Annotated in this window: 22 protein-coding genes; 8 read left to right on the top strand and 14 right to left on the bottom strand. The window is 66.5% G+C overall.

The window, feature by feature from the left end; genetic code table 11:
* Positions 1-311 precede the first annotated feature (311 nt).
* The 6 genes from GAK28_RS08660 to GAK28_RS08635 all read right to left on the bottom strand — a co-directional run bounded on the left by GAK28_RS08660 (position 312) and on the right by GAK28_RS08635 (position 7086).
* Complete coding sequence (locus GAK28_RS08660) at positions 312-1067, bottom strand: heme ABC transporter ATP-binding protein (protein WP_291777200.1); 756 nt, start codon at positions 1065-1067, stop codon at positions 312-314.
* Positions 1064-2101 carry an iron ABC transporter permease gene (locus GAK28_RS08655; protein ID WP_291777198.1) on the bottom strand — a complete coding sequence of 346 codons (1038 nt, stop codon included), beginning with the start codon at positions 2099-2101 and terminating at the stop codon, positions 1064-1066. The genes GAK28_RS08660 and GAK28_RS08655 overlap by 4 nt, the downstream gene beginning before the upstream one ends.
* The gene (locus GAK28_RS08650) at positions 2098-2937 is read right to left on the bottom strand and encodes a hemin ABC transporter substrate-binding protein (protein ID WP_291777196.1); all 840 of its coding nucleotides are present in this window, start codon (positions 2935-2937) and stop codon (positions 2098-2100) included. The genes GAK28_RS08655 and GAK28_RS08650 overlap by 4 nt, the downstream gene beginning before the upstream one ends.
* Complete coding sequence (locus GAK28_RS08645) at positions 2934-4007, bottom strand: ChuX/HutX family heme-like substrate-binding protein (RefSeq protein WP_291777194.1); 1074 nt, start codon at positions 4005-4007, stop codon at positions 2934-2936. The genes GAK28_RS08650 and GAK28_RS08645 overlap by 4 nt, the downstream gene beginning before the upstream one ends.
* Positions 4008-4021: 14 nt before the next feature.
* Complete coding sequence (locus GAK28_RS08640) at positions 4022-6331, bottom strand: TonB-dependent hemoglobin/transferrin/lactoferrin family receptor (RefSeq protein ID WP_291777191.1); 2310 nt, start codon at positions 6329-6331, stop codon at positions 4022-4024.
* A 188-nt stretch (positions 6332-6519) separates the two neighbouring features.
* Positions 6520-7086, bottom strand: coding sequence for a TetR/AcrR family transcriptional regulator (locus GAK28_RS08635; RefSeq protein WP_291777189.1), 567 nt, complete (start codon positions 7084-7086; stop codon positions 6520-6522).
* 117 nt (positions 7087-7203) lie between these two features.
* Here GAK28_RS08635 and GAK28_RS08630 point away from each other — a divergent pair, with 117 nt between their 5' ends.
* On the top strand, positions 7204-7770 hold the full coding sequence (locus tag GAK28_RS08630; RefSeq protein WP_291777187.1) for a carboxymuconolactone decarboxylase family protein: 567 nt from the start codon (positions 7204-7206) through the stop codon (positions 7768-7770).
* 57 nt (positions 7771-7827) lie between these two features.
* Positions 7828-8736 carry a LysR family transcriptional regulator gene (locus GAK28_RS08625; RefSeq protein WP_291777186.1) on the top strand — a complete coding sequence of 303 codons (909 nt, stop codon included), beginning with the start codon at positions 7828-7830 and terminating at the stop codon, positions 8734-8736.
* A 6-nt stretch (positions 8737-8742) separates the two neighbouring features.
* On the opposite strand, the gene gstA is transcribed toward GAK28_RS08625, so the two are convergent.
* Both gstA and ugpC read right to left on the bottom strand, forming a co-directional pair.
* A complete protein-coding gene (gene gstA / locus GAK28_RS08620; protein WP_291777184.1) occupies positions 8743-9354 on the bottom strand; it encodes a glutathione transferase GstA in 612 nt (203 codons plus the stop codon).
* Positions 9355-9553: 199 nt separating this feature from the next.
* Positions 9554-10648, bottom strand: a complete 1095-nt coding sequence (ugpC, locus tag GAK28_RS08615) for a sn-glycerol-3-phosphate ABC transporter ATP-binding protein UgpC (RefSeq protein ID WP_291777182.1) — start codon at positions 10646-10648, stop codon at positions 9554-9556.
* 215 nt (positions 10649-10863) lie between these two features.
* Here ugpC and glk point away from each other — a divergent pair, with 215 nt between their 5' ends.
* Entirely contained in the window at positions 10864-11937 is a 1074-nt protein-coding gene (glk, locus tag GAK28_RS08610) for a glucokinase (RefSeq protein WP_291777181.1), read from the top strand.
* Positions 11938-12033: 96 nt separating this feature from the next.
* Here the strand turns inward: glk and GAK28_RS08605 are convergent, their stop codons facing one another.
* From GAK28_RS08605 to secB, 5 genes are all read right to left on the bottom strand, one after another.
* The gene (locus tag GAK28_RS08605; protein ID WP_291777179.1) at positions 12034-12318 is read right to left on the bottom strand and encodes an addiction module antidote protein; all 285 of its coding nucleotides are present in this window, start codon (positions 12316-12318) and stop codon (positions 12034-12036) included.
* Entirely contained in the window at positions 12315-12617 is a 303-nt protein-coding gene (locus tag GAK28_RS08600; protein ID WP_291777178.1) for a type II toxin-antitoxin system RelE/ParE family toxin, read from the bottom strand. Before GAK28_RS08600 ends, GAK28_RS08605 begins: the two co-directional genes overlap by 4 nt.
* 115 nt (positions 12618-12732) lie before the next feature.
* Positions 12733-15744, bottom strand: a complete 3012-nt coding sequence (locus tag GAK28_RS08595; protein ID WP_291777176.1) for a DEAD/DEAH box helicase — start codon at positions 15742-15744, stop codon at positions 12733-12735.
* 114 nt (positions 15745-15858) lie between these two features.
* On the bottom strand, positions 15859-16893 hold the full coding sequence (locus GAK28_RS08590) for an NAD(P)H-dependent glycerol-3-phosphate dehydrogenase (RefSeq protein WP_291777174.1): 1035 nt from the start codon (positions 16891-16893) through the stop codon (positions 15859-15861).
* Positions 16894-16895: 2 nt separating this feature from the next.
* Positions 16896-17387, bottom strand: a complete 492-nt coding sequence (gene secB / locus GAK28_RS08585; RefSeq protein ID WP_291777172.1) for a protein-export chaperone SecB — start codon at positions 17385-17387, stop codon at positions 16896-16898.
* 301 nt (positions 17388-17688) lie between these two features.
* On the opposite strand from secB, the gene rpmB reads away from it, so the two are divergent.
* A complete protein-coding gene (gene rpmB, locus GAK28_RS08580) occupies positions 17689-17925 on the top strand; it encodes a 50S ribosomal protein L28 (protein WP_291777169.1) in 237 nt (78 codons plus the stop codon).
* A 12-nt stretch (positions 17926-17937) separates the two neighbouring features.
* Positions 17938-18102 carry a 50S ribosomal protein L33 gene (gene rpmG / locus GAK28_RS08575; RefSeq protein ID WP_036109728.1) on the top strand — a complete coding sequence of 55 codons (165 nt, stop codon included), beginning with the start codon at positions 17938-17940 and terminating at the stop codon, positions 18100-18102.
* Positions 18103-18326: 224 nt separating this feature from the next.
* Here rpmG and GAK28_RS08570 read toward each other — a convergent pair whose 3' ends face one another.
* The gene (locus GAK28_RS08570) at positions 18327-19520 is read right to left on the bottom strand and encodes a fatty acid desaturase (RefSeq protein ID WP_291777158.1); all 1194 of its coding nucleotides are present in this window, start codon (positions 19518-19520) and stop codon (positions 18327-18329) included.
* A gap of 235 nt (positions 19521-19755) precedes the next feature.
* On the opposite strand from GAK28_RS08570, the gene GAK28_RS08565 reads away from it, so the two are divergent.
* The 3 genes from GAK28_RS08565 to GAK28_RS08555 are packed head-to-tail and all read left to right on the top strand — an operon-like array spanning position 19756 to position 22576.
* Positions 19756-20478: an ABC transporter ATP-binding protein gene (locus GAK28_RS08565; RefSeq protein WP_291777156.1), complete on the top strand. Its 723-nt coding sequence runs from the start codon at positions 19756-19758 to the stop codon at positions 20476-20478.
* On the top strand, positions 20475-21230 hold the full coding sequence (locus tag GAK28_RS08560; RefSeq protein ID WP_291777154.1) for an ABC transporter permease subunit: 756 nt from the start codon (positions 20475-20477) through the stop codon (positions 21228-21230). Before GAK28_RS08565 ends, GAK28_RS08560 begins: the two co-directional genes overlap by 4 nt.
* Positions 21230-22576: a Gldg family protein gene (locus GAK28_RS08555; protein WP_291777152.1), complete on the top strand. Its 1347-nt coding sequence runs from the start codon at positions 21230-21232 to the stop codon at positions 22574-22576. The genes GAK28_RS08560 and GAK28_RS08555 overlap by 1 nt, the downstream gene beginning before the upstream one ends.
* Position 22577: the final 1 nt, after the last annotated feature.

The following is a 22577-nucleotide window of genomic DNA, read 5'->3' as shown; positions in this document are numbered from 1 at the left end:
GAGGGTAGGTGGGCGAAAAAGGCCGCGCAGCGGTGGCGGTCAGGAAGACCGCCATTCCTCGCCGAGGCAGGATGCCGAGTCGAGGAACCTCGACCACCTGCCCGAGCCCGAAGGGGCGAAGCCATAAGACATGGGCCGCACAGCGGCCAACCTTTCCCGAGGGACGGCGGAGCCGGCGCGCCCCGGCGGCGGCCCGACGGCTCCACCGCCACGCCCGAGCGCCGCGCGCGATGCCGAAGGCGAGCCAACCCTACGAAGCGGCTGTACGGCGCAAGCCGTTAAAAACACGGGCTGCAAAGCAGCCAACCTTATCAAGCCGCATCGATCCCCATGCCGTGCGCCAGCGGAATCCCATAAATCCCCGACAGCAACGAAGGGTCGAGCGCATCTTCCGGCGCACCATGTCGCCGCAACTCCCCTTCCGCCAACACCGCGATATCGTCCGCATATCGCGCCGCAAGGTTCAGATCGTGAAGCACCGCGATCACACCGAACCCCGCCTCGGCGCACTCCTTCGCGCGACGAAGGATGAAATGCTGATGCGCGATGTCCAGGCCCGCCTCCGGCTCGTCGAGCAATAACCAACAGCCCTGCGCGCCCCCATCCCACACCTGCGCAAGCACCCGCGCCAGCTGCACACGCTGCTGCTCGCCACCGGAAAGACCCGTGTAATTGCGGTCGCGCAGATTCCACGCATGCGCCGCACGCAACGCCGCATCGACGATGCGCGCATCGCGCAAGGTATCGGCCGGATGCGGACTGCGCCCCAACGCCACCACCTCGTCCACGCCGAAACCGAACTCCAGATCCACTCGCTGCGACAGCATCGCCCGACGACGGGCCAGCTCACGTGGGGCCCACTCCGATAAGGCGCGACCCTCAAGCGTCACGCTACCCGCGTCGGGTGCCAGGCGCCCGGACAACGCCCCCAACAACGTGCTCTTGCCCGCCCCATTCGGGCCGACCAGCACCAGCAAACGCCCAGACCTGGCGGTAAGCGACACCTCGCGAAGCACGGGGCGCCCGCCACGATACAGTGTGATGCGGTCTGCGACGAGGACACTCATCGCACACCCTCCCCCACTCGCTTGCGCACCAGCAACCACAGGAAGAACGGACCGCCCACCAATGCCGTCAACACGCCGATCGGCAATTCACCCGGCGCCACTACCGTACGCGCCAACGCATCCGCGCCCACCAGCAGCGACGCACCACCCAGTGCGGACGCCGGCAACAGGAACCGATGATCGGGGCCGAACACCATGCGCAGCAGATGCGGCACCACCAGCCCCACGAAACCGATCACCCCCGAAAACGCCACTGCCGCACCCACCGCCAACGCCACCAGCCCGACCAGCAACGGACGCAACCGCTCCGGACGGAAACCCAGCAACGACGCCTCGCCCTCACCCAGCAGCAACGCATTGAGCGCGTTCGCCGCTTTCGGCATGCAAAGCAGCGGCAACAGGATCCAAGGCGCCACGATGCCCACCTTCGACCAGGTCGCCCCACCCAGGCTCCCCAGCGTCCAGAACGTCAGGTCACGTAACTGATGCTCGCTCGCCATGTAGGTGAGCATGCCGACACCCGCCATCGCGATGGCGTTGATCGCCACGCCGGCCAGCAGCAGGTTCGCCACACCCGGTCGCCGACGCCCCAACATGTACACGATGGAGGTCGCCACCAGGCCGCCAATGAAGGCGGACAACGCCACCAGCCACGAACCGGACTGGTGGCCGATCACGATCGCCGCGATGGCACCGAGTGCCGCGCCAGACGACACACCTATCAGGCCCGGGTCCGCCAGCGGATTGCGGAACAGCCCCTGCATCGACGCGCCGCCACTGGCCAGCGCGGCACCGACCAGCACGGCCAGCATCAAACGCGGCAGCCGCAGCATCAGCACCACGTTGTCGTCGTCGATCGCCGCGATCCCATCGAACCAACGCGCCAGCGCGGCCACGATCTGCCGCGCGGGAATATCGATGGCACCTTGCGACAGGTTCCACAGCGACGCCGCCAGCAACAAGGCCACGAGGGCCAAGAGAGCGACGCCGCGACGCGAACGCGCGCGCGGGATGGCGGCGGTCACGGCGTTCATCGCGCGGCCGTCGCCCAGCGGCGTTGCAGATCCGACGCGGCATCAATCGTGCGCGGACCGAAGCCGAGCAGCGCCTGACCCTCCACGAAGTAGATGCGCTTCGCCTTGCCGGCCGGCGTGTCCGCCACGCCCGGCAGCTTCAGCACGCCCTCTAGGCCGCCCACGGCATCCTCGCGCTCCTTCATCAGCAGGATCACGTCAGGCTTCAGGCCCACCAGCGCCTCCGGCGACACCGGCTTGTAGCCCTCCATTCCCGTGGCGACGTTGACGCCACCCGCGAGCACGATGGCGCGATCGGCGGCGGTATCCTTGCCAGCCGCCATGGGGCTGCCCTGCCCCGTCGACATCAGGAACACGGCGCGCGGATGCGTGCCCATGGCCTGCACCGCTTTCGCCAGCGTAGCGAAGCGCGCGGCGACCTGGTCGGCCAACGCCGTCGCTTCCTTCTCGTGGCCGAGCAGCTGGCCGATCGTGCGGATCTTGCCCTCGATATCCTCCGGTGTACGCGACACCGGCAAGGTCTCGATACGCACGCCCGCGTCGCGGATCTGCTTTATCGCCGTCTCCGGGCCCGCGTCATGCGTGGCGAGGATCAGCTGTGGACGCAGCGCCAGCACGCCTTCGGCGCTGAGCTGGCGAACGTAGCCGACGTTCGGCAGCTGGGTCGCCTCCGCCGGGTACAGGCTGGTGGAATCCACGCCCGCGAGATCGGCCTGCGCATGGATCGCATAGACCGTCTCGGTCACGTCACCGCCGAGGGAGACAACACGGGTAGCCGCGGTCGCCGCGAACGGCACCAACAGCAGGGCCAGCAGGCCATAACGCTTCATGTTCATGCCTTCACCTCCACGCGGGCCAGCAGCGCGCGCCAATCGTCACGTTCGGGAATACCCGGCTTGCGCTTGCCGAACACCTGCACGATCTGCGTGCCATCGGCGGCATACAGTTCCAGCGAGGTGACCACGCCCTCGGGCACGGGCTTGCGCACGATCCAGGCGCTGTCGATGGTTTCGGTGCGCAGGTGCAGGTTGAAGGTGTTGTCGAGCACGTTGAGCCAGTCGCCCACCATCTTCACGTTCTGCACCGGGCCGGTATGGATCTGCACCACGCCCGCCGAACCGACGAAGACCATCAGCGGCTCGCCGCCATCCGCCGCCGCTTCCAGCACGGTGCGCAGCGCGTCGTTGTCCACCCGGTCGGCGAACTCGCTACCGACTAGGCGCAAGGCCTGCGTGCGGGTGACCTTGTGCTTCTTGAGCATCGCGAAGAAGTCGTGCGGATCGCGCAGCGCGCGCCAATGGTCGCGCAGGGAGTCGACATTCACGGAGGCGTCGTCCAGCTGTTCCGGCAGCGGCTCCTCGACGGCCACGCAATCGATCAGCGGCGACTGCACCGCCGCCGTGTAGCGATGCACCAGCATGCGCCAGGCCGAGCGATCGGTTTCGTCGGTGAGGTAGATCTTGTGCACGGCACGGCCGTCACCGTCGAAGAACTGCAGGCTTTCCAGCTCGCGACCACGCGACTGCTCGCGCACCACGAAGCCATAGCGCCAATGCTTGAGGAACAGGCGCAGGTCGATCTCCTCGTCGAGCACGATGCCCATCGTGCCGCCGATGTCGATGTTGTTGTACTGGCCCTTCTTCTCGTGGACGCAGTACTCGTTGCGGGTCAGCGCCATCACGCGGCCCAGTTGCGGCAGGTCGCGGATCAGCGTGGGCAGGTCGCCTTCGAGGCGGGTCACGCCGTCGCCGACGCGGCTGGCCACCAGCGCGCCTTCGCTGACGCCGAGGCGCTGGGCGGCGTCACGGGCGCGCAGGCCCGGCTCGCTCTCGCGCAGGTGGCGATAGCCGTTGATGAGGGCGGGGATGTCGATCCGCGGCGACGAGGAAGCGGTGGTTTCTTGCATGACGACTGACTCCTTCAGAACGTGTAGCGCACGGAGGCGCTGACCGCGCGACCGGGCATCGTGAGGCGTTCGATCTGGGCGTTGCGCAACTGGGCGTCGTCGACGCCGCTGCCACTGAAGCTGCCGACGTTGGTCAGCGTGCCGCCGTGGAGGTTGCCCCAATCCCAGTACTTGCGATCGGTGAGGTTGGTGAGGCCGAGCATGAGTTCGACGGGCTCCACCGGCTTCCAGTGCGCGTAGAGATCGAGCGTGGCGTAGCCGGGCGCATGGAAGATCGAATCGCTGTCCAGGCGTGACTTGCGGCGCACGCCCTTGCCGATCAGCTCGGCACCCCAGGTCTTGGCGTCATAGGAGATGCCCAGCACCGCGCTCAGCGGATCGACGCTGTTCAGCGGCGACCAGCCCGGCTGGCCGTAGACCTGCTTGTCGCCGCGCGACGCGGCGAGATTGCCTTCGATGCGCCAGCCCTGCAGCGAATCGTTGAGCGCGCCCAGCATCAGGCCGCCCGACGCTTCCACGCCCTTGATCGTGGCCTTCGGGAAGTTCACGGCCTGCATCACGATGAGCAGGTTCTGTTGCTGCGCCCACAGCGGCCACTGGCTACGGTCGAGCGTGTAGCCACCGAAGATGAAGTTGCGGTAGCGGTTGTAGTACGCGCTCGCCGAGAAGTAACCCAGCTCGCCGTTGCCGCGGATGCCGATCTCGACGCCCTTGCTGGTTTCCGGCTTGAGGTTCGGGTTGGGCACGATGCCGTAGAGGCGCGTGGTGCCCCAGGCCACGGCCAGCTCGCTGTACAACGGCGGACGGAAGCCCTGTGAATACTGGCCGTAGACCTCGATGGCGTCGGTCACAGCGTAGGTGACGCCCAGCTTCGGCGAGAAGCGATCCTTCTTCACGTCGTTGAGGCCGTCGGCCACGAAGGGGCTGGCGTAGTACGGGTCGCTATGGTCCGGCTTGAACGCGTACTGATCCCAACGCACGCCCGGGGTGATGCGCAGGCGGCCGTCGAGCAACGCGATTTCGTCCTGGGCGAAGACCGAGTAGCGATCGGTGTCGTTACGCGGGAAGAAACGCAGCGGGTAGTTCTCCGGCATGTACGGCGTGTTGCTGGAGACGATGCCGGTATTCACGTCACGGCCCTGGCCACCGAGCGAACCGGTGGGCGTGGTGCGCGAGGCTTCCACGCCGTAGGCGATGCGCTGTTCGACGCTGCCACCGGTGATCGTCTTGTACAGCGCCAGTCGGCCGCCGAAGAGTTTTTCGCTGAGATCGCTCAGGTAGGTGCGGTCGTAGGTGGTGCGACGCGAGACCACGTTGGCCAGGGTCTGCGTGGTGAATTCGGTCTCGGACTTCTGCCAGTAGGCATTCCATTCCAGGCGATCGGCGATGCCCAGGTCGATGTTGGTGTAGCGCTGGCCGGCGGAGATGCGGAAGCGCGTGGCGCGGTCGTCGGCCTTGTCGCTTTGCAGGAGAGTCTGCCCCGGCTGGCCCAGCGCGCTGAGCACGTCGGTGGTGACGCTGTTGCGGTAGATGTCGACGGTGATGTTGTCTTCGCGACCCGATGGGGCGACGTGCACATACTTGCCGAGCACGCTGGTGGTGCTTGCCGAGAGCGGATCGGGGCGCGTACGCAGGTAGTTCGACGTGGAGATGTCGCCCTTGTTGTTCAGCGCGCTGGCTTCACGATGATCGGCCACGAAGACCACGCCATTGGTTGGCGTGCCGCCGGCCAGGGTCAGCGAGGTGCCCAGCGAACGATCAGCGCTGTTGTAGCGCTCCTTCACCGACATGAAGACGTCCTTGCCGTCCTTCAGGTAATCGGCCGGGTCCTTGGTGACGTATCGCACGGTGCCGCCGAGCGCGTCGGACGGATCCAGGGCCGACGCGGGGCCGCGGATGATTTCCGCGCTCTTGAGCGTGTTCGGATCGACGAAGCTGCGGCCGGCGCGCATACCGGTGGTGGAGAAGCCGAACGAGTTCGACGCGGGCACGCCGTCGGTGAGGATCGCAACGCGATTGCCGTCGAGGCCGCGGATGTTGAAGCTGTCCAGGCCCCAGCGACCGGCGGTGCCGATGGCCGAGACGCCCGGCTCGTACTTCACGAGGTCGCGGATGTCGGCCACGAGATGGCGATCCATCTTCTGCCGGTCGATCACGGTGACCGTGGCCGGCACGTCGAACTTGAAGGCGGAACCGATGGCCGTAACGGTGATGCGCGGCAGGTCGTCGGTGGTGGCGGGATTGGCGGCTTCCGCGGCATGCGCGGCGCCGGCACAGGCGATGGCCGCGCCAATCAGCGCGGCGAGAGCGTTCTTTTGCAACACGGATGTCTTCCTTCGCTAAGGACATGCGTGCCGGGGCAGGCACGTTGGCGGTTGCTTGCGAAGGAGGCGGTGCCTCCGGGCTGGCGGCCGGATAGTGGTGTCACCGCTTTCGTGAGCGGCGTCACACCATCTTAATAAGAATGGTTCTTATTCACAACATCGTGACGAAGAGGCCACGCGGGCGCGACTCAGGCGGCCAGGACAATGCCCGGCAGGCGCGTCAGCATGCGCTGGAACACCGAGGGATCGGCCATCCCCTTGGACAGGATGAGGGCACCATGCAGTTCCACGAGCGCCTGCTCCGCCCGGATTTTTGCCTGTTCCGCGGGTGAGCCGGCCCCTTCCGCCACCTGCGTCAGCGCGTCGGACAGCTGCTGGAAGATGGACGCGATGGCCACGGAACGCCCGTTCTCCTGGCCGCGGGGTGGCGCCAGCACGTTGAGCAGGCATGACTCGTTACCGCTGGCGTAGAACGCGTCGACGATGGTCGCGAAGGCGGCCATCTTCCGATCCGGGGGCGCGGCGTCGGCAAGAGCGGGAAACAAGTGCTCGCTCAGGATCTCGCGCGTGGCGGCCAGCACCTCCTCCGCCATCTGTTCCTTCCCGCCCGGAAACCGGTGATAGAGGCTCGCCTTCTTCAGGCCCGTGGCCTCCGACAGGCTGGCCAGCGACGCGGCGTCGTACCCGACCTCCTTGAAGATGGCGGTCAGCTTCCGGGTCAGTTCGTCGTCTTCGATCTTGCGGGGCTTGGGCATGGGGTACTCCTGCGACGATTGTAACCGAACATTCGGTCAAATATTTCTTGACAGGGATAGAGAGCGTCGCCCATCTTAATATTACCGAACGATCGGTATATTACTTAAGGAACCCCCATGTCACGCATTCCCGTCCTCACGCTCGATACCGCCACCCCCGCCCAGGTCGAGATTTTCGAGAAGACCACGGCCAAGTTCGGCAAGAACCCGCTGCTGATGTCGGCCATGACCAACTCGCCGGCCATGATGAACAGCTACCTGACCCTGTTCCAGAACCTCTCTGAGGGCCGCTTCGACAAGAAGCTCGCCCGCAAGATCGGCCTCGCCATCGGCGAGGAAAACGGCTGCGAGTACTGCATCTCCCTGCTGGCGGCCATCGCCAGGCTGCAGAAGCTCACCGACGAGGACATCGAGCTGGCCCGCCACGGCAAGTCCACCGACCCGAAGGAAGAAGCGCTGCTCACCTTCGTGCTGCTTCTCGTCCGCCACAAGGGCGACCTGACCAACGCCGAAGTGCAGGCCGTGAAGGATGCCGGCTGGACCGACGAAGACGTGTCGGAAGTGTTCGGCCACCTGATCCTCAACTTCCTCACGAACTATTTCTGGAAGGTAGCCCGCACCGACATCGACTTCCCGGTGCTGCGCCTGTTCGACCAGTCGAAGATCGCGCGCGGCAACGCGTGACGCGAAGGCGGCGGTGGCCTGCGCCCCGCCGCTTTTTTCTCTTATACGGATGACGACATGAACAAGCTGCTGGCCATGGAGGTGTTCGTCCAGGTGGTGGACGCCGGATCATTTACGCGAGCGGCAGACAACATGCAGCTGCCCAAGGCGACGGTGTCCACCCTGGTGCAGTCGCTGGAGAAGGCGCTTCGCGTGAAGCTGCTCAACCGCACGACACGGCATGTCCGCGTCACCGCGGAAGGGGCCGCTTACTACGCGCGCTGCGTACGCATCCTGGCTGACGTGCGCGACGCGGACGATGGCGTGGCCTCAAGCCACCTCAGCCCTTCGGGGCGCCTTCGCGTGGACGCACCCACGGGACTGGCCAGCGAGATCATCATCCCCGCCTTGCCGACGTTCTTCGCGCGATACCCGGATATCCGCCTGGAACTGGGTTGCAGCGATCGTCCCATCGACCTCATCGAGGAAGGCGTGGACTGCGCCATCCGCGGCGACCGGCAACTGGCCGACTCCACCCTGATCGCGCGCCGGGTCGGCACGATGCGCTACGCCACCTGCGCGTCCCCGGACTATCTCGCCCGCCATGGTCGTCCGACGCATCCCAACGACTTGAGCGGCCATCGGTGCGTCAACTATTTCTCGGCACGCACCGGCAGGATGTTCGACTGGAATTTTTCACGTGGCGACGAACGCGTCCAGGTGTCGCTGGACAGCCCTGTCGCGCTGAACGACAGCTACGCGTACACCGCCGCGGGATTGAGTGGCCTCGGTATCGTACAGATGGCCACGTTTCTCATGGCCCCGATGATCGCCGACGGGCGACTGGTGCCGGTGCTGGACGACTGGACCAGCGATCCCATGCCGATCCATGTCGTCTATCCACTCAACCGGCATCTCTCGGCGAAGATCCGCGCGTTCGTCGACTGGACCGAACAGCTCCTGTCGACGCATCCCGCCCTGCCTTGATGCGGCTCAGCGATTCGTTGACAGCTCCGCGGCGACCGAGGCGACGACGGACGGACGCTGCTCCATGCGCCGCATGAAGGACTGGATCGCCGCGTAGGCCGAGATATCGATGTTCACTCGCGGTGGCCAGCGCAGCACGTTGTACAGATAGGTATCCACCGCCGAAAAACGGTCGCCCAGCACGTAGTCGTTCGTCGCCAGGTGATCGTCCACGTAGGCGAACCGGAGCGCGAGATTGCCTTCGGCGAAACGCACCTTCGAATCGCCGTCGACGAGCGTCGAGAACATCACGGCCATACCCTTGTGCAGGTCGGTGGCGACATAGTTCAGCCACTCCATGGCGCGATAGCGATCCACCGTGCCGACCGGCGGCAGCAGCCTGGCATCGGGATGGTGATCGGCGATCCATTGAAGGATGACGGCACCCTCGGTCACGATCGCGCCGTCATCCCATTCAAGCGCAGGGATGAAGCCCTTGGGATTCACCTGAAGGTAATCGCCGTCAACGGTGCGCTTGGTGGCGAAGTCGACCTTCACCAGGTCGAACGGCACGCCTGCCTCGCGCAGTGCGATCTGCGCGGCTAGGCCACAGGAACCGGGGGAAAAATACAGTTTCATGCAAGCATCCTTGGATGTGGGGAAGGACATCACTGGCGTCGCGACGTACGCTGCGCGACTCGCCGTCGCATCGCGCCATGAACAGGCACAATGCGATGGGCAGGAGTCTAGGTACGCGATGCGCCCCCAAAAACACGGATGGCACGAATTGATTTTTCATGCCGCTGGACAATGCCTGCGGCGATTCAAGCATCGAAACTCAGGCGTCGATCCGTGTCGTGCTTTCCGGATCGAAGAAATGCAGGCGTTCCGGAAGGAAGCCCAGCGCGACATCGGTGCCAGCTTGCACCGACGAATGCGGCGGCACGCGGGAGACCAGTTCATCGCCACCGTGGCGCATGTTGAGGAACACCTCGTTGCCCACCGGCTCCACCACTTCGACGTGCGCGCTCAGGCGCTCCACGGTGCCGGCATGGTCGGCGACGGTCAGCAGGTCTTCCGGGCGCAAGCCGACGATCAGCGGCTTGTCGATCCATGCGGCAAGCGCCGGAGCGTCGGTGCCCAGGGCGATGGACGTGTCCTTCATCACCAGGCGCAGGCCGTCCTCGCGACGCAGCGTGCCGTGAAACAGGTTCATCGACGGGCTACCGAGGAAACCGGCGACGAACAGATTGGCCGGCTTGTTGTAGAGGTTCATCGGGGTGTCGAGCTGCTGGATCACGCCACCATTGAGCACGACGATGCGCTGACCCAGCGTCATGGCCTCGATCTGGTCGTGGGTGACGTAGACCATGGTCGCGCCGACGCGACGGTGGATGCGCGCGATCTCCACGCGGGTGGACAGGCGCAGTTTGGCGTCGAGGTTGGACAGCGGCTCGTCGAGCAGGAACACCGCCGGGTCACGGACCATCGCGCGCCCCAGCGCGACGCGCTGGCGCTGTCCGCCGGAAAGCGCGGCGGGACGGTGGTCCAGACGCTCCTCCAGCCCAAGCATCGCGGCCGCGTCGGCGACGCGACGGTCGATCTCCGGCTTCTCCACGCCGCGCAGGCGCAGGCCGAAGCCGAGGTTCTCGCGCACGCTCATGTGCGGGTAGAGCGCGTAGTTCTGGAAGACCATGGCGATGTCGCGATCCTTCGGCGCCACGTCGTTCACCACGCGGTCGCCGATGGTCATCGTGCCGCCGGAGATCGACTCCAGCCCGGCGATCATTCGCAGCAGGGTGGTCTTGCCGCAGCCCGAAGGGCCGACCAGCACCAGCAACTCGCCGTCGGCGATGTCGAAGCTCGCTTCCTTCAGGGCCACGTGGCCGTTGGGGTAAACCTTGCGCACCTTGTCGAGGCGGACTGCTGCCATCACCTGCTCTCCCGTTGCTCCCGTCACGCGCAAGACAAGCCTGCCCACGCGCCGGACAATGGGGTATTCTGCCGACGTAATCGTTTACGTCATAGTGTCGGTGAAGGGTCTTGCACGGCGTGCCGTGAACGACTCGCTGAAGAAATCGTCACTGGACGACAGCCCCCGCCCGAGGCACCCTTGCGGGCTATCCGTGACACGACAGGTTTTTCAACATGGCCAACGTTAGCGCTGCGGCGCCGACCCTGCTCGCCGACCTCGGCGGCACCAATGTGCGGTTCGGCATCGCACATCCGAAAGAAAAACAACCGCTTATCCAGGAAAGCATCCGTCGGTACCACGTCAAGGACTACCCCTCGCTGGCCGACGCCGCGAAGCAGTATTTCAAGGAAACCGGGCACCCCGCCCAGCGCGTGATCATCGCCGCCGCCGGTCGCATCGATAACGGCGAGACCGTCAAGGTCACCAATAACCCCTGGGCCATCAACGGCCACGCCCTCGCGAAGCAGCTGGACCTGGAATGGGTCCACCTCGTGAACGACTTCGCCGCGCAGTCCATGGCGGTGATGCTCATGACCGCCGACAAGGTCATCGACAAGGGCGGCCACCACGAACTGGAGGCCGTCGGCAACCTGCCGGTGCCGAAGATCGGCGCCAAGGACGAACAGACCTTCGTCGTCGTGGGCCCGGGCACCGGCCTGGGCGTCGGCGGCCTGCTGATCCGTGGCGACAAGGTCAGCGTGCTGCAGACCGAAGGCGGCCACGCCGGCTTCGCCGCGCACAGCCCCGAGGACATCGAGATCCTCAAGGTCTTGAACCTCCGCTACGGCCGCGTCTCGAACGAGCGCCTGATCAGCGGCCAGGGCCTGGAAAACCTCTACTCCGCCATCTGCGAGATCTCGGGGCAGAAGCCGGACGACACGATCCGCGCCGAGGACATCACCAAGCGCGCGCTGCTGCCGGGCCAGAAGGCCGGTGGCGACGATAGCTGCCCGATGTGCACGCGTGCGGTCGAGACCTTCGCCGGCATCTTCGGCAGCGTCGCGGGTGACCTCGTGCTCACGCTGGGCGCGTGGGACGGCGTATACCTCACCGGTGGCATGACCCCGATCCTGCTGCCGTGGATCCAGGCCGGCCATTTCCGCGAGCGCTTCGAGGCCAAGGGCCGTTTCCGCGACACCATGGAAACCGTGCCGACCCAGGCCATCATGAACCCGGAACCGGGCCTCATCGGCGGCGCCGCCCTGGCGATCGTCGAAGCCGGCGGCAGCCCGCTGCACCGCGGCTGATCATCCCGCGGTGATTTACCTGTAGGAGCGCGCTTGCGCGCGATGGGGCTTGCGATAACCCCCATCGCGCGCAAGCGCGCTCCTACACAGATCGTGTCACGCCACCTTCAGCTGCACGCCCAGCGCGCGCATCACGCGCATCACCGTGGCGAATTCCGGGTTACCGTCTTCCGACAATGCCCGATACAGCCCTTCGCGGGAAATTCCCGCCGCCCGAGACACCGAACTCATGCCCCGCGCCCGTGCGATATCGCCCAGCGCCGCGCGGATGAGGCTGCCGTCGCCCGGGTCCTCGATAAGGCAGGCATCAAGATAGGCGAGTTGGTCTGCCTCAGTGTGAAGGTGATCGACCGGATCCCAGCGGGTGAATTTTTCTTTCATACCTGTGTGTCCCACGCCTCGGCGAGTTCGACGGCGCGTCGGATATCGCGCCCCTGACTGGATTTGTCGCCACCCATGAGCAAGACGATCAATCGGACACCGCGTTGTATGTAGTAAAGGCGATATCCGGGACCATGATCGATCCTCGCTTCCCGCACACCTTGGCCGACGTGCTTCACATCACCAAAATGACCGGACTCCATACGACGCAGTCGCGCGTCGATACGGGCAATCGCATGACGATCATGGAGGCGGTCGTGCCACCTCTGGAATAGCCGGGTCTGGTAGATCTCGTACATGCACCGACCGTAACCCATAGATTACGATCGTGAACCATGGATTACAAGTTCAGAGATGGCGACCTGCAGGAGGCGATGGGCCTGCCCTCGGCCCATCGTCCCTAGCAAAGCCGACCTACACCGACGGCGCGAGCAGCGCGTCGAGGTCGCTTTCGTCGAAGCTCAGGCGTTCGCGGCTGCCGCCGCCTTCGAGGACCGCGTCGGCCAGTTCGGCCTTGCGTGTTTTCAGTTCCTCGATGCGCTCTTCCACCGTGCCCGCCGTGATGAGGCGATAGACGAACACCGGCTTGTCCTGGCCGATGCGGTGCGCACGGTCGCTGGCCTGCGCCTCGGCGGCGGGATTCCACCATGGGTCGTAGTGGATGACCGTGTCGGCCGTGGTGAGGTTGAGGCCGACGCCGCCGGCCTTGAGCGACAGCAGGAACAACGGCACCTCGCCGTCCTGGAAACGCTGCACAGGTTCGGCGCGATCGCGTGTCTCGCCCGTGAGCGTGACGTAGCTGATACGACGCCGATCCAGTTCGTGCGCGATCAGGCGCAGCATTTCAGTGAACTGGCTGAACAACAACACCCGACGGCCTTCGGCCAGCAACGCGGGCAGCATGTCCATCAGCAGTTCGAACTTCGCCGACTCGCGCACGCCACGCGCGGCTTCGAGCTTCACCAGGCGCGGATCGCAGCAGACCTGGCGCAACTTCAGCAACGCGTCGAGCACCACGATGCCGCTGTGCGCGATGCCGCGCTGCGCGATCACCTCGCGCAGCTCTTCGGCCAACGACAGGCGCAGGCTTTCGTACAGGTCGCGCTGCTTCGGCTCCATCACCACGCGACGCGTGATCTCCGTCTTCGCCGGCAGCTCGGATGCCACCTGCGCCTTGGTACGACGCAGGATGAACGGCGCGATGCGACGGTTGAGACGTTCCTGGCAGGCGACGTCCTGGTGCTTCTCGATCGGCACGCGATAGTGGCGGCGGAACGCGCCCTCGTCGCCGAGCAGGCCCGGCACCGCGAGATCGATCTGCGACCACAGTTCACCAAGGTGATTCTCAAGCGGCGTGCCCGTAAGACACAGGCAACGCGGCACGTTCAACGCGAGCAAGGCGCGACGCGCCTGCGTACGAGGATTCTTCACCTGCTGCGCCTCGTCGAGCACGGCCAGCGAGAACGGCTGCTTTTTCAGCGTCTCGACATCGCGCGGCAACAAGGCATACGTGGTGAGGATGACGTCCTGATCGGCGATGTGCGCGAATACTTCCGCGCGCTGCGGACCATGCAACGCCAACAGGCGCAGCTGCGGCGCGAAGCGCGCCACCTCCGACACCCAGTTGGGCACGAGGCTCGTGGGCACGACCACCAACGCCGGTGCGTTAAGTCCGCCGCTTTCCTTCAGCGCGAGCAGATGCGTGATGAGCTGAAGCGTCTTGCCCAGGCCCATGTCGTCGGCGAGCACGCCGCCCGTACCGGCTTCGGCGAGCGCATTCATCCAGCGCAGGCCATCGCGCTGATAACCGCGTAACGTGGCCTGCAAGCCTTCCGGCACGGCATCGCTGGCGCGCTCGGCCGCTTCGCGCAGGCGGCGGGTGAAGCCACGCAGGCGATCCGGCGCCTCGAACGAACCGCCGCTGGGCAGCGCCTGGGCGAGTTCTTCCAGGCGCCCGGCCTGTACACGCGGCAGGTGCAACTGCTGGCGCGGCTTTTCCAGATATTCCGCCAGCGGCGCGAGCAGGCCGCGCAGTTCCTTCAGGCGCACAGGAACGCGTCGACGTTCGTCGACGGGCGCGTACCAGACCGAATCCTCGGCCTCGCCGGGTGCGGGGCTCAGGCTGAGCTGATGCTCGGCCAGCGCCTGGGCGACGGCAGGCAGCAGGTTCACCCGCTTGCCTTCCACCTCGATGCCGATCTCCAGGTCGAAGGCGCGGTCGGCGTCGTCTTCCTGCGCCTTGCCGTACCAGTGCACCGGGCCTTCCAGCACCTCGAACGGGAAGCTGGGCGCGTACTCCAGCACGAAGCCATCGACTTCGAGCTTGGGTCGCAGCGCCAGCCAGCGCGCGGGCGTGTTCACTTCGAGCGCGCCCGCGTAGCCCTTGCCGGGAAACAGCCAGGCGTCTTCGGGCAGCGTGTCGGCCATGTCCCAGGGCAGGCCCTCGGTGTCCACGGCAGGATTGAGGCCGACGGCCTCCAGGCGCTCCATCGTCGCCAGTTCCTCGGCGCGACGGCGGGTGATTTCGAGCAGCACGCCGTTGCGCACGCGGCGCACCAGCGGTTCGCCGCCACGGCCCGGCAGGCGCTCGCCCGCGTAGTCGAACGACAGGCGGCCATAGGCCAGCGGCGGCGTGCCGGCCGCGAGACGTGCATGGCGGGTCAGCGCGTGCAGGGTGAGCATCGGGCGCGGTGCGACCTCGGCCTTCTTCAGTTCACCGAAGACCTGGGGCGCCGGCACGCGATCACCGGTGATGGCGTGGGCGAGGCCGTCGCGGAAGGCACCGGTGTTTTCGGGCGAGAGCGGTGGCAGATCGAGCCATGCGCTTTCGTCCGGGTCGCCCTGCAAGGGACCGACCTCGGCGTGTTCGGCGTCGAGGAACCACAGCGTGCCCACGCGGAACAAGCGCTGGCTGGTCGGCACGACGGGCAGCAGTTTCTGGCTGCCGTCCTTCTCCAGTTGCCAGCGCCAGTTGAGCGGCACGGCCTTGCCGCGCGACAGCTGAAGGCCGGCAACTCCGCCGAAAAAGCACGGTGCGCTATCGAGGATATCTGCCAGCAGGTGGTCGCCGAGGGTGCCGATGAAGCGGGCGTAGCTACGGCTCTTGCGCAGGGACTGCGGCAGGCCGAGCACCGTGGCCGCGAGGCGCTTCTCGGTGACGGAGAGCGACGTCTCCGGCAGGTGGTGGGCGTCCAGCGGTAGCGGCCGGGAATAACGGCCGTCCTCGCCCATCGTGAGCAGCACGGGCGCCACGTCCAGCCGGGCGGCCGGCTCGTGGTCGTCGTTCACGCCCTCGAGGAAGAAACCCAGCACCGTGCGCTCGGCCGAGGCGACCGGGGTCCCCTTGTCGCCGAGCACGCGACGCCATGCCGCCGGCAGCGTTCCCGCCGCCCCGGTATGCCTGCGCTTGTCGTCCGGTTGATGCATCCGTGTCGTTCCCGCCAGCGCGACCAAAACAGGAAGCTTAGCAAAGGGATGATGACGGACCGGTAGGACTTTTTACCCAGTGGACCGGCCCGGTTCAGCGAACCGGGCCGTATCTCAGCCGCGACCCGGGAACAGGTCGACGGGATACTCGGCCTTCTGCTCGCGTCCCATCAGGGTGCGCAGGCCTTCGGCGGGGGTGACCTCGCCATGCAGCACCGCCTGGACGGCGGCGGAAATGGGCAGGTCGAGCCCATGGGCTTTCGCCAGTCGGGCAACCTCGTCGGCGGTGACCACGCTTTCCACCACCTGGCCGATCTGGCGCACGGCCTCGTCGAGCGACACGCCCTTGCCCAGGGCGAGGCCCAGGCGACGATTGCGCGAGAGGTCGCCGGTGCAGGTGAGCACCAGGTCGCCCAGGCCAGCCAGACCCATCAGGGTTTCCGCGCGGGCGCCGAGGGCAACGCCCAGGCGCAGCATCTCGTTCATGCCACGGGTGATCAGGCCGGCGCGGGCGTTGAGGCCCAGCTCCATGCCATCGGCGACACCGGTGGCCACGGCCAGCACGTTCTTCATCGCGCCACCCAGCTCGGCACCGAGGATGTCGTGGCCCGTATAAGCGCGGAAGTTCGGCGCGTGCAGGAGCACGGCCAGTTCCTTGCCGAAGGCCTCGTCGGTGGCGTGCACGGTGACGGCGCTGGGCAGACCGGCGGTGACCTCGCGAGCGAACGACGGCCCGGTCACGACGGCGGCCGGACGACCCGGCAGCTTCTCGTTGACCAGTTCGTGCAGGAAACGGCCCGTGCCGGTCTCGAAGCCCTTGGTGGCCCAGGAGATCTTCGCGCCCGGATCGAGCAGCGGGACCATCTGGTCGAGCATGGCCGCGAAGGCATGGCTCGGCACCACGACGAGGATGATGTCCGCACCCTTCAGGACGGCGGCCAGATCGCTCTCGTAGGTGAGTTCGGGCGGGAGATCCAGATCGGGCAGGTAGCGCAGGTTGCGGCGCGCGGCGGCCATGGCCGCCAGCGCATCCGCGTCGCGCCCCCACAACCGGGTGGGAACCGCGTTGCGCGCCAGCAGCGCGGCCAGCGCGGTTCCCCAGGAACCGGCGCCGAGGACGGCGACGGTGGGTCGGGAGGGGGAACTCATGCTCAGCTGTTGAGCGGATGGGCCCCGGCGCCTTCGAGCTGCTGGCGCTGCTGTTCGGCGTACAGGGCGTCGAAGTTGATCGGCTGGAGCAGGAACGGCGGGAAACCACCCTCCTGGACCATGGCGGAGACCATCTGGCGGCCGTACGGGAACAGCAGGTTCGGGCAGTAGGAACCCAGGATGCCGTCGCGGTCGTCGTTGGCGAAGCCGGCGATGCCGAAGATGCCGGCCTGGTGCACTTCGGCCAGGTAGGCGGTGCGCTCGCCGAGGGCGCAGGTCAGGGTGAGGCTCAGGACGACTTCGTACATGTCGTTGCCGAGGTCCGTGGCCTTGTGGCCGAGGTTCAGCTGGACCTGGGGCTGGGCTTCGGTTTCGCCCATTTCCTGGAAGATCTGCGGGGCGTTGGGGGCCTCGAAGGAGGCGTCCTTCACGTAGATCTTCTGCAGCACGAGCTGCGGCTGGCCGGCCTGGCCGTTGGCGTTGATCTCTGCCATGGTCTTTCCTCGAATGCGTCGTGTGGTGTGGATTCACGCCAGCGGCGCGAAAGGCCGGATTGTTTCATACATCATGTGACAGCGCACAGTCCGGCTTGCGGTCGGACGTGGGAATCTGAGAGAATGCCCGGCTTCCCTATGCCATCCCGACATGTCGGGTGGGTCCGTCACGCGACGCGGGCCCGTAACCGGCGGAAGCGCTCCATCTCCAGCCATCGCGTGGCGCCCCCATCCCGGGTCGTTGCTGGGCCGTCGCCGTCCTGGCCAAAGGGCGGTCCAACAGAATCTATAAGGAGGCCACATGGCCCGTAGATGCCAAGTCACCCAAAAGGGTGTGCGGACCGGTAACAACGTCTCGCACGCGAACAACAAGACCCGTCGCCGCTGGTTGCCGAACCTGCACGAGCGTCGCTTCTGGGTCGCCAGCGAGAACCGTTGGGTCAAGCTGCGCGTTTCGAACCACGCCCTGCGCACGATCGACAAGAACGGCATCGAAGCCGTGCTGGCCGACCTCCGTGCCCGCGGCGAGAAGATCTAAGGAGATCACACCATGGCAAGCAAGCGCGACAAGCACCGCCTGATTTCCACCGCCGGCACCGGTCATTTCTACACGACCACCAAGAACAAGAAGAACACGCCGGAAAAGATGGTCTTCATGAAGTACGACCCCGTCGTCCGGAAGCACGTGGAATACAAGGAAGGCAAGATCAAGTGATCTTGCGAAAAAGCCGCCGAAAGGCGGCTTTTTTTATGGACGCCAATCCGCCCCCCCTGTAGGAGCGCGCTTGCGCGCGATGGGTGCTTGCGGTCATCCCCCATCGCGCGCAAGCGCGCTCCTACAACGGCGGTGTCGCGACGAACCGTCAACGGCGAGTGTCGAGACGACGCATAAAAAAAGCCCGCCGTCGCGAGACGGCGGGCTTTTTACAACAGAAGGCTTTACGCACCGACGGCCGAATAGCCCTTCAGCCGCTGCGCGAACTGCTGCAGCGAGCGGATACCGCTTTCCTCGGCTTCCACGATCCACTGCTGGAGGGCCTTCAGCGCCTTCTCGGCGCCGCGCTCGTCCATCAGCGCCACGAGGCGGGCACGGAACTCGCAGACCGTACGCAGCGCCGGACGGTTGTCCAGGGCGGCATGCATGCGCTCGCGGGCGTCGTGGTCGAGCCAGCGGCCACCGTCGGCCAGGGCGCGACGGACGCGGCGCGGCACGGCCTTGATGGTTTCGCCGGCCTGGCCGACCTCTTCGCGCAGCGTCGGCAGGATGACGTTGCGGTAGTAGTCGGTGGTGGCCTGGAAGCGCAGCGTCAGCACGCCCTTGAGCGTCTCGGCGTCCGGCAGGTGCACGTTCGGGCGGATGTTCAGCGTCGGCGCCACGCGCAGCACCTTGGCCAGGCGCAGGGTACGCAGGCCGCAGATCACCGACCAGCCGATATCGAACTCCCACTTGCGCAGGGCGAACTTGGCCGAGCTGGGGAAGGCATGGTGATTGTTGTGCAGCTCTTCACCGCCGATCCAGAAGCCCCACGGCGAGATATTGGTAGCCGTGTCGGAGCTTTCGAAGTTGCGGTAGCCCCACCAGTGACCGATGCCGTTGACGAAGCCGGCGGCCCAGAACGGGATCCAGAGCATCTGGATGGCCCACAGGGCCATGCCGACGACGCCGAACAGCGACACGTCGATCACGGCCATCAGGGTTGGGCCCCAGTACGGATGCTTGCCGAACAGGTGGCGTTCGAACCAGTCGTCGGGCGTACCGCGACCGTACTTTTCCATGTCGGCCTTGTTGTAGCTGGCCTCACGGTAGAGCGACACGCCGTCAAGGAAGACCTTCTTGATGCCGAAGATCTGCGGGCTATGCGGATCTTCCTCGGTCTCAACCTTGGCGTGGTGCTTGCGGTGAATGGCCACCCACTCCTTCACCACCATGCCGGTGGTGAGCCAGCCCCAGAAACGGAAGAAACCGTTGAGGGTCCAGTGGAAATCCACGCCGCGATGGGTCGCGCTACGGTGGTAGTACAGCGTCACCGTGAAGATGGTGAGCTGGGTCACCACCAGCATGTAGACCACCATCTCCCCCCAGGTCGCCCGGGTGAAGCCGTTGGCCAGGAAATCGAGCAGGGTGTCGAGCATCGGGTCGGTACCGCGCAAGGGATGAAGGGTATGTGCAAGGCCCAGTCTAACGGGGGGTTTCCATACCCACCAGCACGGTGTAAACCGAAATGTGAAGCCCGCGACTGTCGTTTCAACGGCCGTTTGCGCACAATCCCCCGATGATTCCCACCCCTGCCGTTCAGACAGATCAACTCGCTGCGGCAAGATGCCCGCAAATCCTTGCGCGTACGCCGTCGTTGGGCGACGTAAAGGCATGAATGAGACGCCCATGCTGAACGTGGCCGGGATTTCCCGGCGGCGCGCCGGCCGCGCCGCCGTTTCCGACCTGAGCTTCAAGCTGAATCGGGGCGAAGTGCTGGGCCTGCTGGGGGTCAATGGCGCGGGCAAGTCCACCACCCTGGCGATGCTCGCCGGTGCCCTGCGGCCCGAAGAGGGCCGCATCGAACTGGACGGCCGCCGCTTCGACAACGCGCCGACCCTCGCCCGCACCCTGATCGGCTGGCTGCCCGAGGCCGCGCCGCTCTGGCCGGAGCTGTCGGTGGACGAGCATCTGGGCGCGTTCGCGGCCCTGCGCGGCATCGGCAAGGCACAGGCCCGACGCGGGGCGGATGCCGTCATCGAACGCCTCCAGCTTGGCGACCTGCGCCGACGCCTGGCCGGCGTGCTCTCGCAGGGCCAGCGTCAGCGCCTCGGCTTGGCCTGCGCCCTACTTCACGAGCCACCGTTGCTGATCCTCGACGAACCCGCCAACGCCCTCGATCCGGTCCAGGTCGGCGAACTGCGCAAGCTCATCCGCGAGCGCGCGGCGACAGGCTCCGCCGTCATCCTGTCCACGCATGTGCTCGGCGAGGTGGTCGCGGTGTGCGATCGCGTGGCGATCCTCCACGAGGGTCGCCTGCGCCACGACGCGCCCCTGGGCGATCACGCCGCGCTGGAGAAGACCTTCTTCGGCATCGCCACGGGAGCCACCGCATGAGCCTGACCGCGATGACCCGGCTGGAACTGCGCCGACTCGCCGTCCGCCCGCTCGCCTGGGCGCTGGCGGCGCTCACCATCGCCTGGCTGGCCTGGACCTTCGTGCTGGGCCTGGGCCAGTTCCTCGGCGCGCAGGTGAAGCTTGCCGCCCTGGCCGACGCACCGGGTTTCACCGACCTGGTCGCGATCCCCCTGCTCGCCGAGCTGGTGAAGCTGGCCTTTCTGGTCGTGCCGTTGATGACCATGTCGTCGCTGGCCGGCGAACGTCGCACCGGCACCCTGCCCCTGCTGCTCTCCACCGGCCTGCCCGCATGGCGGATCGTGCTGGGCAAATACCTTGCGGTGCTCGCCTGGCTGGGCCTGTGGCTGCTCGCCACGCTGGCGATGCCGCTGGCCGTGGGCGCGCATGGCACCGCCGACTGGGGCAAGCTCGCCGCCGCCACGCTCGGCACCGCGCTGACCCTGGCGACACTCGCCGCCGTCGGCATCGCCTGCTCGGCCGCCACCGGCTTTCCGGCCATCGCAGCGGCGGCAGCGCTCATCGTCACTCTCGCGCTGTGGACGATCGATCGCGGCGCCCAGGCGGCCGGCGTCAGCGGCGGCTTCCTCGAATGGCTGACCCTGGCGACGCACCTGCAGAACCTGCTGCGCGGGCTGGTGTCGTCGGCCGACATCGTCTGGTTCGCATTGGCGATCGGCGTATCGCTCACCCTCGCCGTGCGTCGCCTCGGCGCCGACCGGGAGCGCCAGTGATGCGTCGTTTCGATCGCCTGTTCTTCGTCATCGCGCTGCTCGTCGGCGCAGGCTGCATCGGCTTCCTCAGCGCACGACATGGCTGGACGAGCGACTGGACGCGCGGCGCGCGCGCCAGCCTCGCACCGGAAAGCGTGGCCGTGCTGCGCACGCTGGAGGGCCCGGTCGAGGTGGTCGGCTACATCTCGCCGACCGGCCCGCTGCGCGAGCAGATCGCCGGTGCCATGGAACGCTACCTGCGCGAAAAGAAGGACCTCTCGCTGTCCTTCGTCGACCCCGACCTCGATCCGGCCGCTTCACGTCAGTTGGGTATCGGTGGCGACGGCGCGTTGCTGGTCCGTTACCAAGGACACGAGCAGCGCGTGGAAAGCCCGATCAACGAGCGAAACCTCTCCAACGCGCTCGAACGACTGGCGCGCGGCGGCGAACGCGTGATCGCCTTCGTCACCGGCGACGGCGAACGCCAGGCGGACGGCCGCGCCAATGCCGACCTGGGCGTTTTCATGGGCCAGGTCGAGCGGCGCGGTGTGCGCGCGGTGCCACTCAACTTCAGCCAGACACGCGGCGTGCCCGAACACACCGACCTCGTCGTGCTCGCCAGCCCGGTCGCCGCGCTGCCTGCCGGCAGCGTGAGTGCGCTGGTCGATTACGTGCGTGACGGTGGCAACCTGCTGTGGCTCACCGAGCCAACCAACGACGATCTCGGCACCGGCCCGCTCGCCGATGTGCTCGGCATCCGCGTACTGCCAGGCGTGCTGGTCGACGGACAGGGCAGCACGCTCAACGTGCAGGACCCGCGCATCGTCGTGGTCGGCGACTACCCGTTCCATGCGATCACTCGCGCCTTCCGCGATACGACGCTGTTTCCGCAGGTGTCCGCGCTTGCGCAGGTCTCGGCGCACGACTGGGCCGTGGTGCCCTTCCTGCGTTCGGGCGAACGCAGCTGGACGGCGTTCGGCGGCATCGACAACCAGAACGCCTCGACGATCGCCTTCCATCCGGAGAACGGGGAACTGAAGGGGCCGCTGGACTTCGGCTTCGCGCTCAACCGGCTGTCACCGAACCCGACCCGTAGCGAACAGCGCGCCGTGGTGATCGGCGACGGCGATTTCCTGTCCAATACCTTCGTCGGTAACGGCGGCAATCGCGCCCTCGGCGAGCGCGTGATCGACTGGCTGCTCGGCGACGACGTGCTGGTGAACCTGCCCGCGCGTGGCGCGCCCGATCGCGTGATCGCGCTGTCGCAGACGGGACTCAACGCGATCACCTTCGGTTTCCTCATCGCCCTGCCGCTGATCCTGCTCGGACTGGGCGCGGGCATCGCCTGGCGTCGTCGGAGGCGCTGAC

It is taken from the genome of Luteibacter sp. (assembly GCF_009912395.1).
Classification (GTDB): Bacteria; Pseudomonadota; Gammaproteobacteria; order Xanthomonadales; family Rhodanobacteraceae; genus Luteibacter.
The sequence above is the reverse complement of the archived record's forward strand: the minus strand, read 5'-3'. Positions and strand labels throughout refer to the sequence as shown.